General features: G+C 70.1%; 14 protein-coding genes and 1 pseudogene. 5 read left to right on the top strand and 10 right to left on the bottom strand.

Annotated elements, in window-relative coordinates; genetic code table 11:
• Positions 1–12 precede the first annotated feature (12 nt).
• A complete protein-coding gene (locus ACGF4F_RS35605; RefSeq protein ID WP_357443144.1) occupies positions 13–768 on the bottom strand; it encodes a PIG-L deacetylase family protein in 756 nt (251 codons plus the stop codon).
• Between the two features lie 84 nt (positions 769–852).
• Here ACGF4F_RS35605 and ACGF4F_RS35600 point away from each other — a divergent pair, with 84 nt between their 5' ends.
• Positions 853–1,752 (top strand): alpha/beta hydrolase, encoded by a 900-nt coding sequence (locus tag ACGF4F_RS35600; RefSeq protein WP_357443147.1) that lies wholly within the window; start codon positions 853–855, stop codon positions 1,750–1,752.
• Between the two features lie 56 nt (positions 1,753–1,808).
• Here the strand turns inward: ACGF4F_RS35600 and ACGF4F_RS35595 are convergent, their stop codons facing one another.
• The 3 genes from ACGF4F_RS35595 to ACGF4F_RS35585 all read right to left on the bottom strand — a co-directional run bounded on the left by ACGF4F_RS35595 (position 1,809) and on the right by ACGF4F_RS35585 (position 4,376).
• Positions 1,809–2,582, bottom strand: a complete 774-nt coding sequence (locus ACGF4F_RS35595; protein ID WP_357443150.1) for a DUF2306 domain-containing protein — start codon at positions 2,580–2,582, stop codon at positions 1,809–1,811.
• Positions 2,583–2,901: 319 nt separating this feature from the next.
• Positions 2,902–3,285 (bottom strand): hypothetical protein, encoded by a 384-nt coding sequence (locus tag ACGF4F_RS35590; RefSeq protein WP_357443153.1) that lies wholly within the window; start codon positions 3,283–3,285, stop codon positions 2,902–2,904.
• Positions 3,216–4,376 carry an alkaline phosphatase family protein gene (locus tag ACGF4F_RS35585; protein ID WP_357443155.1) on the bottom strand — a complete coding sequence of 387 codons (1,161 nt, stop codon included), beginning with the start codon at positions 4,374–4,376 and terminating at the stop codon, positions 3,216–3,218. Before ACGF4F_RS35585 ends, ACGF4F_RS35590 begins: the two co-directional genes overlap by 70 nt.
• A gap of 188 nt (positions 4,377–4,564) precedes the next feature.
• Here ACGF4F_RS35585 and ACGF4F_RS35580 point away from each other — a divergent pair, with 188 nt between their 5' ends.
• The gene (locus tag ACGF4F_RS35580) at positions 4,565–6,538 is read left to right on the top strand and encodes a zinc ribbon domain-containing protein (RefSeq protein WP_357443158.1); all 1,974 of its coding nucleotides are present in this window, start codon (positions 4,565–4,567) and stop codon (positions 6,536–6,538) included.
• Here the strand turns inward: ACGF4F_RS35580 and ACGF4F_RS35575 are convergent.
• The 6 genes from ACGF4F_RS35575 to ACGF4F_RS35550 all read right to left on the bottom strand — a co-directional run bounded on the left by ACGF4F_RS35575 (position 6,511) and on the right by ACGF4F_RS35550 (position 12,133).
• Positions 6,511–7,749 carry a hypothetical protein gene (locus tag ACGF4F_RS35575; protein WP_357443160.1) on the bottom strand — a complete coding sequence of 413 codons (1,239 nt, stop codon included), beginning with the start codon at positions 7,747–7,749 and terminating at the stop codon, positions 6,511–6,513. The two genes, ACGF4F_RS35580 and ACGF4F_RS35575, sit on opposite strands and share 28 nt — an antisense overlap.
• A gap of 88 nt (positions 7,750–7,837) precedes the next feature.
• Entirely contained in the window at positions 7,838–8,578 is a 741-nt protein-coding gene (locus tag ACGF4F_RS35570; RefSeq protein WP_357443162.1) for a hypothetical protein, read from the bottom strand.
• Between the two features lie 351 nt (positions 8,579–8,929).
• On the bottom strand, positions 8,930–9,190 hold the full coding sequence (locus ACGF4F_RS35565; protein WP_357443165.1) for a hypothetical protein: 261 nt from the start codon (positions 9,188–9,190) through the stop codon (positions 8,930–8,932).
• Positions 9,187–10,128, bottom strand: a complete 942-nt coding sequence (locus ACGF4F_RS35560) for an ABC transporter ATP-binding protein (RefSeq protein ID WP_357443167.1) — start codon at positions 10,126–10,128, stop codon at positions 9,187–9,189. The genes ACGF4F_RS35565 and ACGF4F_RS35560 overlap by 4 nt, the downstream gene beginning before the upstream one ends.
• 198 nt (positions 10,129–10,326) lie before the next feature.
• Positions 10,327–11,514 carry an elongation factor Tu gene (gene tuf / locus ACGF4F_RS35555; RefSeq protein WP_393084727.1) on the bottom strand — a complete coding sequence of 396 codons (1,188 nt, stop codon included), beginning with the start codon at positions 11,512–11,514 and terminating at the stop codon, positions 10,327–10,329.
• 358 nt (positions 11,515–11,872) lie between these two features.
• Positions 11,873–12,133, bottom strand: a complete 261-nt coding sequence (locus ACGF4F_RS35550) for a hypothetical protein (RefSeq protein WP_357443169.1) — start codon at positions 12,131–12,133, stop codon at positions 11,873–11,875.
• 53 nt (positions 12,134–12,186) lie between these two features.
• Between ACGF4F_RS35550 and ACGF4F_RS35545 the strand changes: the two genes are divergently transcribed.
• The 3 genes and pseudogenes from ACGF4F_RS35545 (at position 12,187) to ACGF4F_RS35535 (ending at position 14,240) form a co-directional block, all read left to right on the top strand.
• Positions 12,187–12,318, top strand: coding sequence for a hypothetical protein (locus ACGF4F_RS35545; protein ID WP_393084688.1), 132 nt, complete (start codon positions 12,187–12,189; stop codon positions 12,316–12,318).
• Positions 12,309–12,449 (top strand): annotated as a pseudogene (locus ACGF4F_RS35540) (hypothetical protein); the annotation flags it as partial. The gene ACGF4F_RS35545 and the pseudogene ACGF4F_RS35540, both read left to right, overlap by 10 nt.
• 285 nt (positions 12,450–12,734) lie before the next feature.
• Positions 12,735–14,240 (top strand): alkaline phosphatase D family protein, encoded by a 1,506-nt coding sequence (locus ACGF4F_RS35535; RefSeq protein ID WP_357443174.1) that lies wholly within the window; start codon positions 12,735–12,737, stop codon positions 14,238–14,240.
• Positions 14,241–14,407 lie beyond the last annotated feature (167 nt).

The following is a 14,407-nucleotide window of genomic DNA, read 5'->3' as shown; positions in this document are numbered from 1 at the left end:
TGCCGGCAGGGCTCAGAGCCAGGGCGGTGGACCCTCGAAGGTGAGGGCGTGCACGTCGAACAGCACTGCCGCCTCCACGCCCAGCGCCGGCCCGCCCTGTCGGGCCGCCCAGGTGAGGAACGGCCCGGGTTCGGGGCCGGCCACGCCCAAGCCCCTGGTGTACTCGGCGTGCGCAGCCAGCGAGGCGATACCCCGCTGCAACGGCTCACCCGTGACGTCCACGCCGTGCGTGGGGTGCTCCGCGCCGGCGAAGCAGACGTAGCGCACCCCGCCCCAGGGCGGCAGCCCTTCACCCACCAGTTCCGGGAAGATCCACCGGTTGCCCGCGTCGCGGGCCGCGTCCAGCGTCGCCAGCCCCACCGCCCGATGGTCGGCCTGGTTGGTCATGCCGCCCACCATGCGGATGGTGAAGGCGCCCGCGACGATGACCTCGGGCCGGTGCCGGCGGATCGCCCGCACGATGTCGCGGCGCAGGTCCGGGCCGTACTCGACGACCCCGTCGCGGTGATCGAGGAACTCCACGACCTCCACGCCGACCTCCCGGGCCGCGGCGCGCTGCTCCTCCTCCCGCAACGGCGCGGCCTGGTCCGGGTGCATGGTGTCGATTCCTGCCTCGCCCCGGGTGGCCAGCAGGTAGGTGACGTGCTTGCCCTGCGCGGTCCAGCGGGCGATCGCCGAGGCCGCGCCGTACTCGATGTCGTCAGGGTGTGCGGCCACCGCAAGGCAGCGCTCCCAGTCCTCCGGCAGTGCCGGTAGAAGACCATCCACGGTCCACACCGTAGGCGACTCACCGCCGCTCCGTCACCGCCGCGCCGCCACGTTGACATCCGTCAACCAGGCGATAATGAGCGGGTGGATCCCAGCCGGCTGCACCCGCAGGCGCGGGCGGCGATGCAAGTCCAGCAGCGTGTCCCGCTCACCCGGTCGACCCTGCCGGCGGCACGGCTCAGCATGGTCCAGGCAACCCCGGCCGAGGTGGGCAACGGACCGTCGATCCGGTCCGTGGTGACCGTCGACGCCGGCGGCGTGCCCGCCCGTCTCTACCGCGACGGCGATCACGACGCGACGCCGGTGGTCCTCTATGCGCACGGCGGGGGCTGGGTGATGGGCAGCGTGGAAACCCACGACGGGTTGTGCCGGCACGTGGCGGCCGCGTCCGGCTGGGCCGTGCTCTCCGTGGACTATCGGCTCGCCCCCGAATATCCGTACCCGGCCGCGGTGGACGACATGACGCGCACGCTCACCTGGCTGCGCGGGCCTGGGGCGGCTCGGCACGGCCTCGACCCGGGCCGGATAGCGGTGGCCGGTGACTCCGTGGGAGGGCACCTCGCGGCGGTGACCGCCCGGCGCGCCCGGGACGCGGGGATCCGTCTTGCGGGACAGATCCTCATCTGCCCGGTCATCGACCCCGCCGCCGACTACCCGGCCCTCGACGAGTACGGCCTGGACCGGGAGGAGATGCGGTTCTTCTGGGACGCGTTCGCCCCACCCGGGGTGGACCGTACCCAGCCAGATCTGGACCCCCTGCGGGCCGACCTCACCGGCCTGCCCCCCGCCCTGGTCATCACCGCCGAACTCGACCTGTTGTCCGCCGAGGGTGAGCGGTACGCGGCCCGGCTGCTGGCGGCCGGCGTTCCCGTCACCGCAACCCGATACCAGGGGCTCATCCACAACTTCCCGCGGAAGCTGGCCCTGTTCGACGCCGCCCATGTCGCCCTGGCCCAGTTGGCCGCCGCGCTGAGCCGTTGGTGAAACGGTTGGTACCGCCGCTGCGGGCCAGCACCTTGGGCGTCGCGATGGGGTGTTCGTCAGGCCGCGTCCTGGCGGTGGCCGGCGGCTCGGCCGGTGCGTCGGGCCCGGCGGCGGGCGTCGCCGCGTTCCAGCCACCACTCGGCGACGAGCAGGTTGACCACCCAGCTCATCCAGACGCTGGCGCCGGCCGCGGCCCGGATCATCGCGTCCTGGTCGCCGCCGTAGGTCGTGTCGACATGGGGCAGCAGCAGGACGATGAAGAGCACCAACCACGCCCGGTTAACCACGATCGACGTGGTCAGCGCGAAGCTGCGGATCATCCACCGGCGGTGCTCGACGAACCGGCGTTGCCGCGCCATCCGATAGCCGGCGACCGAGGTGGCGAGCCAGAGCACTGCCAGCATGGTGTTGCCGACCTGTGAGACGAAGCCGGTGCTGCTGAACGGTGCGACGCCCAGGATCGCGATCCCCGCCGGGAAGACCCCACCGAAGAAGTACGCCCGGCCCATCCAGCGGTGCGCGGCCGGGTAGCGGCGACGGAACCAGGGCCAGACCTGGAAGCAGCCGGCGACCAGGGCCACGGAGCCGAACACGATGTGCGCCACCAGCAGCGGGTAGTACTGCGGGTAATCCTCCGGGACCGGCAGCCGCGACCGGCTCGGGTCAAGCGTCAGGTACGGCGGCAGCGCGTACGCGACGAACGCGACCGCGACCAGCAGCAGCGGTACCGCCCAGCGCAGCTGCCGCCGCACGCGGCGGCGACCGGCCGGGTGCCCGGCCGGCCCGCCGGTTACGGGCGGGGTTGACGAGGTGTCGACGGTCGTTGGCATGTTCGCTTCCCCTGCCTTCTCGCATCGGCCGGTCTTGACCCAGGGCGTCCGGCGCTCACCCACCGAGCCCGGTCGGCCGGGGCCTACGACCCGCAACCGCCGGCCGTGCCGCTCGTGATGTGGCGAACCGGATGCAACAGACTCTGCGCCGTCCCGGCCGCCGGGTCAGCGGTGCTGGCTCCCGCATCGCTGGTGGTGCTGGCACCACCCCTGGGCACGCGCGAAAGCTCCGAGCTCTGCGCTGCAGGGGACAGAATGGGGCCCCTGGCCAGCGGCTTGGTGACGCCGGCCAGGGGCCCTTGACGCGATCAGCCTTACCTCAGCCGTCGGACTCCGACGACGGGATGTAGGCGCCCGGCACGTCCTCCGGCGCGAAAATCTTGTCCTCGCCGGGGTAGGGCCTCTTCCAGTCGTGCGCCTGGTACCACGTGAAGTGGTTCATCTGCGCGGGGTTCGCGAAGTCGGGCTTGGCGTCGGGCCCGGTCAGCCGCTGGTGCGACTTCCACTCGTCCCACTGCGCCGCCACCTGCTGCTTGTCCGCCGGCACGGTCGCCGACGGCGCGGCCGCGGCGAGGGGGTTCTGCTGGGCCGGGGTGTCCACGCCGCAGGCAGGCGGGGTCGCCAGACCCGCGGTCAGCGAGGTCCGGTTGGGCACCGCGGTGAACGGCGTGAAGTCCGCGTTCTGGGTGAACGCCCCCCGCATCGGGTTGGCCGCGCTTCCTTCTGGTTCATCGGGTGGATCCCGAGGATCTGCTCGATGGTCCGGATCATCGTGATCTGCGTGTAGTAGTGGCTGTCGACGACACCGTGCCGGGCCCAGGGGCTGATGATCTGGATCGGGGCACGGTGGCCGTCGACGTGGTCGAGGCCGGCCTGCGAGTCGTCCTCGACCACGAAGATCGCCGACTCCTTCCAGTACGGGCTGTGCGAGATCTTGTCGACGATCTTGCCGACCGCGAGGTCGTTGTCCGCGACCTGGGCGGCCGCGTTCGGCGGGCCACCGGTGTGGTCGCTGGAGAGCCAGAACATGTTGAGGTTCGCCGGCCCGTTCTTCTCGAAGTCACGCTTCCAGATCTCGTACCGGTAGATGTCCGGGACGCCCAGGTCGTACTTCGGGAAGCCGGGCACCGACACGTTGTTGAGCGACGGGATCGGCGAGGAGGAGACCATGCGGTAGGCGGAATCCTGCCCGGTCGCGGCCATGTTCCTGGTGTCGCAGTAGAGGTTCTGCCAACTCGAGCCGGGCGGCTTGGTCAGGAACTGGTGGAACTCGCCGAAGTTCCGCACGGTCTTCCCGGCCGCCTGCGCGCCGGTCCAGAGGAAGCCGGTCCGCTGGTGGCCGAGAGCGTCGTCCTCCGTGTCGTAGCTGCGGATGTACTCACCGGCCGAGGACTCGGTGTACTCCGGGTTGTCGGCCTGCATCAGCCAGTTGTGGCCCTCGGCCGAGTTCGTGCCGACGTCGTACGTGTTGTCGTACAGCCCGAACTGGCGAGCCATCGCGTGCTGGTTCGGGGTCACGTTCTCGCCGAACTGGGCCAGCGACGGGTCGCCGTTGCCCCGCGGGTCGTCACCGAAGACCTGGTCGTAGGTTCGGTTCTCCTTGACGATCAGGAAGACGTGCTTGATCGTTGACGGGTCGCCGAGGCGCAACGGGACCGGCACCGGCTTCTTGTCGCCCTTGCCCTCGGTCAGCGTGACCGAGCTGCCGTGCCAACCGTTCTGGCTGAACACCTTTCCGGTCTCGGACTTGATGACATCGTCGCCGGGCAGCGTGAACCGCGTCAGGCTGACCAATTTGATTGTGGATCGTCAGTGATCATAGATTGGTCGTGTGGACCTTCTTCGATTCTCGCAGACCGCGGGACTCCTGTCGGTGTTTACCTCGTGACGTTTGGTGGTTGGGTTGGTTCGGGGAGGATTCCGGGGACGCGGTCCGGCCGTGAGCGTTAGTTCTGCTCGATCGATGGTGGGTCGTTGAGTCGGTGAGCGGGAAGCTGCGGCTGGGCGAAGGCGAGACGGCCCGGACTGCGTGTGCCCGGGCTGTGCTGCGCACCGGTGTGGACGAGGAGACCGGTGAGGTCCTGTCTCGGGCGGTGCTGGTGCGGCGGGTTGGTTGGTGTGCTGATCTGGTGGCGGGCATGGTGGCCGCGCTGGTCGGCGAACACTGGAACCGTATGGATGTGGAGGTACTGGCGGCCGGGGTGGATGCGGGTGGACGGCGGTTGCCGTCGCACGCGTGGATGGCGTTGCGACGCCTGGGCTGGACCGCCACCCCGCCTCGGGGTGTGAGGGTCAATGACCGGGTCGTGCGGATGGCGCAGGAGCAGGCGGGGCGTGCGCTGCGGTCGGCGGCGTGGCGTGCCGAGGTGACAGCCGGAGTCCTGTCGGCGTGGCCGGCTGATCCGCGCAAGCGCACCCCTGCGGAGTGGGATCAGGTTCGGGCCTCGATCCCCGGCGGGAAGCATCTGCCGTCCAGTGTTATCAAGGGCCGGACCCGGCAGGTCGTCACGTTCGTCAAGGTCAACGGTCGGCTGCCGGTGGACGTGTTCGAGTTGGAAGGCGTCCCGAGAATCGGGCGGATGTTGCTGTTGGCCGCGTGTGACCGGCAGCAGGCCATCATCGAGCGCAGCGACACCGACCCGGGCAGGGCGCTGCTGCGGCTGCAACTGCCCACCCGTCCGGATCCGCGGACGTATCGGGACTGGACGTGGGTCGAGTGTCCGATCAGGCTGCCGTCCACGGTTCCCGCCTCGGCGGTGCTGCACCTGCCGACCCTCCGCGTCACCGACGGGACGGTGTGTGCCGACATGGCGTACACGCATGCCGTGCCGAAGGCCCGGGCTACCGGTCACTCGGTGGCGCTCGGTGTGGACTGGGGTCTCAACACTCTCCTCAGCGCGGGCGCCCTGCGACTGGGTAAGGATGGGCGGGTCACGGCGTTGGGGGCTGGTGGACAGTTCCGGGCCGCTGGGGTCCTGGCCAAGCAGCACCGCCTGCGGCGCCAGAGTGAGCGGCTGCATGCGAAGGCCGACCAGTACGCGCGGCTGCTCGGCGGCCGCCCCGACGAGCAGTTGAGAGCGAAACACGAGGTGCTGGCCGGCGAGATCCGCCACGTGTCCGCCCGCCGATCCAACCTCAACGATGCGCTTGCGTGGGCTGCCGCCCGCTGGACCGTCGACCAGGCGATCGCCGCGCGGGCGTCCGTCATCTATCTGGAAGACCTGCGCTCGATGGAAGCCAAGGGCATGGGACACAGCCTGAACACGCGGCTGTCCCAGCAGGTCCGCGGAAAGATCAGCGACCGGATGCGGCACCTCGCCGCCGAGCACGGTATCGCCGTGGTCACCGTCCCCGCCCGGAACACTTCCAAGCACTGCCCGCAATGTTTGACCCCGCTACAGCACCGTAAAGCCCCCGACCGGCCCGCCACGTCGGGATGGAAGTGGGCCATCTGCCCCAACCAGTCCTGCCGTTGGCAAGGAGACCGGGACCACGGCGCCTGGCGGCGCATCGCCGCCCGCGGACTCACCCACCAAGCCAAAACCGTCACCGACAAGACCAGCGGGCAGATGGTGATCCGCTCGGTCGTCGACGAACTCGAAGCCGCAGCCGTCATCACCCCCAGCACCACCACAGGCAGCCGGAGGGACCGGTCGAAGGCCGGCCCTACCCGGCACAAGCCACCACGCCCCGCGCCCAGGCGACGCAGGGCACCCTCCCCCACCCGGCCCCACGGTCAGGCGGGCAAGCGTCCGGAGGGACACGCACCAACGGACCGGAAGCTGCCCCGCGCAGCCCACCGACACCAGAGCGTGAACACGATCAGCACACCCACCGCCGGCCACCGGCCACGCGGAGCCGCACTGGGCGCAGGATTCCATCTCCACGTCCATGCATCTCCACCACGGTGGGAAACGATCCCGGAAACTCAATCCGACTCAAGATCGCTAAGCTGATCAGGGACGCTCGACGTCGTGTCGTGGGTGCCGTGCCCGGCGTTCTTGGTGGGCCGGCGGGCGTCGATACCGCGGGTGTTGGAGACCAGCACGTCCTTGCCGAAGGTGGTGATCTCCGCGGGGAAGTAGTCCGTCGGGAGCAGGCCGACATAGCTGACCGGCTCCAGCGGGGTCGTGTACCGGTAGACGGCGACCGCGTTGGCGCGGCCGACCAGCAGGTGACCGTCATCCGTGAGCGTCACCGCGTTGGGCTCGTAGCCCACCGTCGCCTCCGGCCACGGCTGGGTGGCGATGGTCTGGACGACCTTGTTGCTCGCGGTGTCGATGACCGACACGTCGTTGGTGGCGGTGTTGGTGACGAACAACGCCCCGTTCTTGGCGTACAGGGCGGTCGGGTGCAGACCGACGTCGATGCTCGACGGAGCGGCGGCCGGGTTCGCCAGGTCGATGACGCTGACCGTGCCGCTGAGGGTGGCGGCGGTGACCTGGTCGGCCAGCACCGGCGTGTTGTACGAGTTGATCGTGGGCTCGCCGGGCAACGCCTTCCGCCCGCCCTCGTTGCTGACGTAGAGCTTGCCGCCGACCTCGATCATGTCACGCGGGGCGTTGCCCACGGCCCAGCTCTGCTCGATGACCCCGGTTGCCGCGTTGATGGCGACCACGCGGTTCTGGCCGTTGACGGCGGAGTACACGGTGGAGCCGTCCGGCGAGAACACCGCCTCGCTCGCCAGCGCGCGCCGGGGCCCGTCCTGCGGAATCCGGATGAACGTCGGGTTGGCGAGGGTGCCGTCCGGGTTCACGGTGAATTTGCGGTAGCCGTCGGCCTGGCCCAGCCACAGCTGCGATCCGTCGGGGGAGTACGTGGGGCCTTCCTGGCCCACGTCGTTGCCGCTGATCCGCAGATCCGCCGCCGCGTTGTTGCCGACGAGCTGCTGCACCTTCCAGTTCTTCAGGTCCACGACGGCCAGCGCCATCCCGCCGTCGGTGACCGCGGCCGCGAGGTGGGTGCCGTCCGGGCTGACCGTGGACGACATGATCTTGCCGTTGTTGATGACGAGGCGCTCGCCGATCGGGTTGATGTACTGGTCGGCGGATACGACCAGGCCCTGGTCGGTGGTCTGGCCGACCTGGTCGGTGCCGAACCGGTGCGTCTGGGCGAAACCGATGCCGGTGCCGGCGGCGACGACGACAGCGGTGGTGCCTGCCGTCACGAGGGGGATCCGGCGGCCGATGCGTCGACCGAGAAGGCCTGAGCCGTCCTTCCCGACACGCCGGCGGCGGCGTGTTACCTGCATTGACTTATCCCTTCGTGGTGGGGAGCAGTTCGACATTGCCGTCGAACTGCCAGAGCGGGTTCGGTGCGTCCCCGGTCGAGGTCCGCACCAGGAAGTAGCCGTTCACTTCCTTCGGTCCGTCGCCGTCGGCCACGAACCGCCCGTCTGCGGTGACGTCGAGCTGGTAGATGGCCGTCCCGGCGGCCTCGACGTCGGGGAGATGCCAGGAGACGACGCAACGCCAGTCGTTGCCTGGCCCCTGGGCGGCGACCTTGCCACCGCCCTTGTTGCACGTCGCCGTCGCCTTCAGTTGCGCTTCGGTGACGTCAAGGCGATTGAGCTGCCTGGTCTGCATGCGGTAGAGGTGGGCGAATGCCGTGGCGACCGCGCGCTGCACCTTGTCCTGCTCGATCCCGGAGCCGGTGGCCGGCGTCGCCGCGGCGACGACCCCTACCGTCGCGGCGAGCAGCCCGACGAGCGGCAGGACGCCGGCGGTGACCGCCCGGCGCCCCGAGCCGTCGTAGGTCGGATTGGTGAAGTCGCGCCGCAGGAAGAGCAGGTACGCCAGCGCCGTCGCGGCCACGGTCCACACCAGGCTGACCACGATGCCGATCAGCAGCGGGCCGAGCTGTGTCGGGCTGGTGAACAGACCGTTCCACGCGATGAAGGCATAGCCGGGCAGGGCAAGGCGTACGGCGACGGGGAGCGGCAGCATCTGGGCGAGCTGCATTGCCAGCGCGACGAGCGCGGGCAGCAGCAGTCCCATCGGCGAGCGCCCCAGCGTGACGGACCGAGTAGTCCGATCGCGGCGAGGGCCAAGGTTGGGGCGAGCACGCAGACCCAGGCGAGCAGCACCTTCCCGGTGGCGTCCGCTGGCGTCAGCAGGTGGCCGTCGAGGCCGACCAGCGGCTCATTGCCGACTGCCACGACGCCGCCGGCCGCGCTCGAACAGGCCAGCCCGGCCACGAGCAGCAGGATGACGGTGAGGCTGGACAGTGCCTTCGCCGAAGATCCGTCGAGGCGACCGGACCGCAACGAGCAGGTAGCGCCAGGTGCCGAGCCGGTCCTCGGAGGCGAACACGTCGCCGGCGACCACCGAGGTCAGCAGCGGAAGCGCTCAGGTGCCCGCGAAACCGAGCGACACCAGCGGACCGGCCCACCCGGTGGCGTGCATCCAGCGGCCGAAGAGGGTGTCGACGGGCAGCGAGCTCTGCTGGCTCACCGCGGCGACGAAGAGCGCCGGCGCGATCCAGCAGGCGAGGAGCAGCAAGCGGATCCGCCATTGCGAGACCAGCTTGACCAGTTCGAAGCGGTAGCCGCGCGCCACCGAGACGCGGCGGGCCCTGGTGGCTTGGTCGGCGGTGATGGTGGCGGTCATCGGCCGGCCTCCTGCTGCTCGGTGAGGGCGAGGAACGCGGCCTCGAGCGGCGACACCACGGGTGCGAGCTCGCGCACCGCGATGCCCGCCTGCACGAGCCGTACCACCAGTTCGTCGAGCGCGGGCACCAGCGCGCGGACGACGAGCATCTCGGCGTCCGGCCGCGCCACGGCGTCGTCGTCAACGCGGATTCCGGCCGTGTCGTCGGCCAGCCGCCGGGCGGCCCCCGGATCGGAGGTGCGCAACCGGTAGCTGAGTTCACGGTTTTCGGCGGCCAGCTTGCCGAGTGGGCCGGAGAAGACGACCCGTCCCGTGGCGAGGGTGGTGACCTCGGAGCACAGTGCCTCGAGGTCGCCCATGCGGTGGCTCGAAAGTACGACACTGGTTCCGCCCCCGGCGAGCCGGGTGAGGACACCGTGTACGTGCTTCTTGCCGGCCGGGTCGAGGCCGTTGGACGGTTCGTCGAGAACGAGCAGTCGGGGCTTGGTGAGCAGCGCGGCGGCGAGCCCGAGCCGCTGGCGCATGCCGAGGGAGAAGCTGCTCGCCCGGTCGTCGGCGACATCGGTGAGCCCGACCTGGTCGAGCACGTCGTCGATCGCCGTCGTCCGCGTGTCGTGGCCGCACAGAACGGCCAGGGCGGCGAGGTTCTGCCTGGCGGTGAGCGAGGGGTAGAGGCCGGGACCGTCCACGAAGCCGGCGACACCGTCGGGAGCGTCCAGCGCCCGGGCGATCGGCGTACCCAGGATCTCGAGGCGGCCGCTGTCGGCGACGGCCAGGCCCAGCAGGAGGCCGAGCAATGTGGTCTTGCCGGCGCCGTTCGGCCCGACCAGGCCGTGGATCTGCCCCTGCGCCACATCCAGATCGATGCCGTCGAGCGCCACGACATCGCCGAAACACTTGGTGATCCTTCGAGCCCGGATTGCGAGGAGTGCGTCCATGAGCCCCTTCTTTCGTCGCCCTAAGCAACCTCGGGACCGCACCCAACCCAGGCATCGACAGCTGGTTAAACGTTCATGGAACGGGAGGCGACGGGCATCCGTTGCCGCCGATGCCCGCCGCCGGCCGTCGATATTCGACGGCACCTCGTCGACGTACGCGGAAGGGCCCCTTGTCGGCAAGGAGCCCTTCCACGTACCTCAGTCGAGCAACTCGGTCACGGTGCCGGCGGCGACCGTACGGCCGCCCTCCCGGACGGCGAAGCCGAGCCCGACATCCATCGCGACCGGCTTGCCCAGCTCCACCGACAGGTCAACGGTGTCGCCCGGCAGGACCATCGTCACGTCGCCGAGGTCCACCGACCCGACCACGTCGGTCGTGCGGAAGTAGAACTGCGGCCGGTAGTTGGCGAGGAACGGCGTGTGGCGCCCGCCCTCGGCCGTGGTCAGCGCATAGAGCCTGGCCCGGAACCGCTGGTGCGGCGTGACACTGCCCGGCAGCGCCACCACCTGACCCCGCTGCACCTGGTCGCGCTTGACCCCGCGCAGCAGTACGGCGGCGTTGTCCCCGGCCTCGGCGGTCGCCAACGACTTGCCGAAGGTCTCCAGCCCCGTCGCCACGGTCGACAGCGTCGGGCCGAGCCCGACCACCTCCACCGCGTCGCCGACCCGCAGGACGCCCCGCTCGACCGCGCCGGTCACCACCGTCCCCCGACCGGAGATCGTCATGACGTTCTCGATCGGCATCAGGAACGGCTCGCCGAGCTCGCGGGGCGGCACCGGGACGTACCGGTCGACAGCGTCGAGCAGCTCCACGACGGACGACACCCAGCGCGGGTCGCCCTCGAGAGCCCGCAGCGCCGAGACCCGCACGACGGGCACCTCGTCGCCGGGGAACCCGTACTCGGACACCAGCTCCCGGACCTCGAGCTCGACCAGGTCGAGCAGTTCCGGGTCCTCGACCGCGTCGGCCTTGTTCATCGCCACCACCAGGTAGGGCACACCGACCCGCCGAGCGAGCAGCACGTGCTCGCGGGTCTGCGGCATCGCCCCGTCGAGCGCGGACACGACCAGGATCGCGCCGTCGACCTGCGCCGCCCCCGTGATCATGTTCTTCACGAAGTCGGCATGGCCGGGCATGTCCACGTGGGCGTAGTGCCGGGTCGCGGTCTCGTACTCGACGTGCGCGATGTTGATGGTGATGCCGCGCGCCACCTCCTCCGGCGCCCGGTCGATGCCGTCGAAGGACACGAACCGGTTGACGGCGGGGTCGCGGTCGGCGAGGACCTTGGTGATGGCGGCCGTCAGGGTCGTCTTGCCGTGGTCGACGTGACCCATCGTGCCGATGTTGAGGTGCGGCTTCGCGCGCACGAACTGGCTCTTGGCCATGATGAACTCCACACTGGAGACGAACTGGCGGGAAACGAACGCGGGCGGGTGCCACTCCGCGGAACCGCGCCAGAACCGCATGCCACGGCGCGCCTCGAAGGGCAGCGCCGGAGCACCGGGCCACCCTCCTCCGTGGTTCTGCCGCAGCGGGAGGAGGGTCAGCCTCGGGTATCAGCCAGCCATGCGCACACGCCAGCGGCGCCCGGCAGGTGGAAACCTGCGGGCCGCACAGAGCCGACGGTGCCGAACATGGCGATCACGCTAGCCTCGAACGTCCGGTGGAGCGACCGATATTCCCTGCCGGTCTGGCTGTACGCCGCGACCCGCCTGGCAGAGCGGCCGACGGAGTCTTTCGGACTCAGCGGCTCACCGCGGTCTTCCGCTCGACACGGGACAGCTTCTCGGGATTGCGCACGGCGTAGAGCCCGGTGATGAGGCCGTCGTCGATGCGCGCCGCGATGACCGTGTCGATCTCGCCGTTGAGCCGGAGGATCAGCGCCGGGTAGCCATTGACCTGTGCCGGCTGCAGCGACACCGCGGCGGTGATCCGGCCCCGCCCGGCGTTCAGCACGCGGGCCACCCGGTCGGCCCCCACAACGGGCTTCAGCACGGCCTGCACGAGTCCGCCACCGTCACCCAGGAGGACTACGTCGATATGACAAGGAGGAACCAGTGAGTGACTTTCAGACCATCGCGGATCGCGTCGAGATCGAGGCGCTGCGCGGGGAGTTCACCGCGACACCGCGTCCGGCCGCGCGTACAGGTCGGAGCTCGGGCGTACCCGCGACGGTCGCCAGGGGCTGAACTACGCCATCTACCACGACCGCTACCGGCGCACCGGCGACGGCTGGAGGTTCACCGAGCGCGTCTACGAGGTCCGATACGAGGACAGCACGCCGCTGGCGGGCTCGCCGCCCCGCCGGGCCGCCCGCTGACCCGGCGTGACGAGTCGACACCGCGTCGACGGCCTCAGCAACGCGTCAAAGCCGGTACCCGTCCGGTCGGGCATCGATGCGACGACGCGCGCAAGATCCCGTTCGGCCAGAAGTTCCGACTTGTTCGGGCCGGGCTTACCGGGCAGGCGCCTGGTGGCCGATGTTCCGCTGCCGTTGGTCCGCTGCTTCCCTGGCATCCCACACAGACGTCACCAAGATCCACGAGCGTCTGCGGCTGCGTACACCTGGGCATTCCTGATGCCCCCTCTGTCAAGGATGCTCACCTTGTCCCACCACGAAGACGGCCGTTCCGCCATTTCCGGGCCGAGCCGGCGTCAGTTCCTGATCCTGTCGGGAGCGGTCGCCGCAGCGACCTCGATCGGCACTGCCATCCCCACCGCCGCCACCGCCGCCCTCGGCGGCGGCATCGGCAACCTGCCCGGCTACCCCTTTACCCTCGGCGTGGCCTCCGGTGATCCATTGGCCGACTCAGTCATCCTGTGGACCCGTCTCGCCCCGGAGCCGCTGGCCGTCGGGTCCGGCATGCCGCCGAAGAAGGTCCCGGTCCATTGGCAGGTCGCCCACGACGAGGCGTTCACCCAGATCGTCCGGGAGGGCGAGGTGTTCGCTCTGCCGGAGTACAACCACAGCGTCCGCGTCGACGTTCAGGGACTCGCGCCCGACCGCTGGTACTTCTATCGATTCCGGTGCGGGCCAGAGTTGAGCCCGGTCGGCCGTACGCGGACCCTGCCAGCCGCCGGTGCGCAGGTCAACTCTTTCACCATCAGTCACGCGTCCTGTCAGACCTGGCAGACCGGCTACTTCACGGCGTACCGGTACCTGGCACAGGACGACATCGACCTCGTCGTGCACCTCGGCGACTACATCTACGAGGGCGCGATCACCGCGGCCGCGCCCCGCGGCGGAACCTTCGTGCCCGATGAGGTGCGCGCCGCCACGAACACGGTCGACCAGTACCGGCTGCGCTACTCCCTGTATAAGTTGGACCCTGACCTGCAGGCGGCGCACGCCGCGTTCCCGTGGGCGATCACCCGGGACGACCACGAGGTCACCAACGACTACGCCGGCGGCATCGACCGCGGGCAGAAGCAGCTCGCCCGACGCGCCGCCGGCTACCAGGCGTGGTGGGAGAACACCCCCACGCGTTGCGCTCCGCCCGTCGGCCCCGACCAGCGGATCTTCCGCCGGTTCACCATCGGTAGCCTCGCGCAGCTGGACCTCCTGGACAGCCGTCAGCACCGCATCGGCGACAACGACCCGCTGGTCTCCAAGCTCGGCAACGAGCAGGAGGCGTGGCTGATCGACGGCATCAACTCGACCGGCGCCACGTGGCACGTGTTCGCGCAGGGCCAGCAGCTCGGCGGCGTCAACCAGAACAGCCCAACCCGGAACCGGATCTACCGCGCGTACCACGACCGCCAGGTGTACCCGGTCATCTTGTCCGGGGACCTGCACTGGACGCTCGTCCAGGATTCGCTGCTCGCGGTTCCGGATCCCACCAGCGCGATCGTGGGCACAGAGTTCATCGTCACGTCGATCACCTCGACCGGCGACGGCCCCGGCGACCAGGCCACGAAGGACAACTGGCTCAAGCGTCCGTGGATCCGGTACGTCGACGGTTACCGTGGCTTCATCCGCACCACGTTCACCCCGACCGGCGCGACGGCGACCCTGCGGAACGTCAAGTTCGTCACCCGGCCCGACGCCCCGACCTGGGACGCGCAGCGGTTCTACATCGAGGCCGGACGCCCCGGCGTGACCCTGGTCTAGGCCCCGCCCACGCCCGAGGTCGGCGCACCCCTCGGCACCGATGCCCGTCCGCGACGCGCGGCGGGACCGCGCCGGACGACACAAGATCGACCCCCCACCCTGGTTCAGCAGGGGTGGGGGCCGACTTCGTGAGCTCGCCGGTGGTGCCCCGCGGTCCCGTGCGACAT

The organism is Micromonospora sp. NPDC047740 (assembly GCF_043204735.1).
In the GTDB taxonomy this organism is placed as follows: Bacteria; Actinomycetota; Actinomycetes; order Mycobacteriales; family Micromonosporaceae; genus Micromonospora.
This window is presented reverse-complemented; position numbering and strand designations above follow the sequence as displayed.

Coding starts and splice junctions, on each gene's coding strand:
- ACGF4F_RS35590 (WP_357443153.1), bottom strand. CDS start 3,285: ATGCGGGGGGCGTTCACCCAGAACGCGGACTTCACGCCGTTCACCGCG.
- tuf (WP_393084727.1), bottom strand. CDS start 11,514: ATGGCCAAGAGCCAGTTCGTGCGCGCGAAGCCGCACCTCAACATCGGC.
- ACGF4F_RS35595 (WP_357443150.1), bottom strand. CDS start 2,582: ATGCCAACGACCGTCGACACCTCGTCAACCCCGCCCGTAACCGGCGGG.
- ACGF4F_RS35560 (WP_357443167.1), bottom strand. CDS start 10,128: ATGGACGCACTCCTCGCAATCCGGGCTCGAAGGATCACCAAGTGTTTC.
- ACGF4F_RS35565 (WP_357443165.1), bottom strand. CDS start 9,190: ATGACCGCCACCATCACCGCCGACCAAGCCACCAGGGCCCGCCGCGTC.
- ACGF4F_RS35570 (WP_357443162.1), bottom strand. CDS start 8,578: ATGGGACTGCTGCTGCCCGCGCTCGTCGCGCTGGCAATGCAGCTCGCC.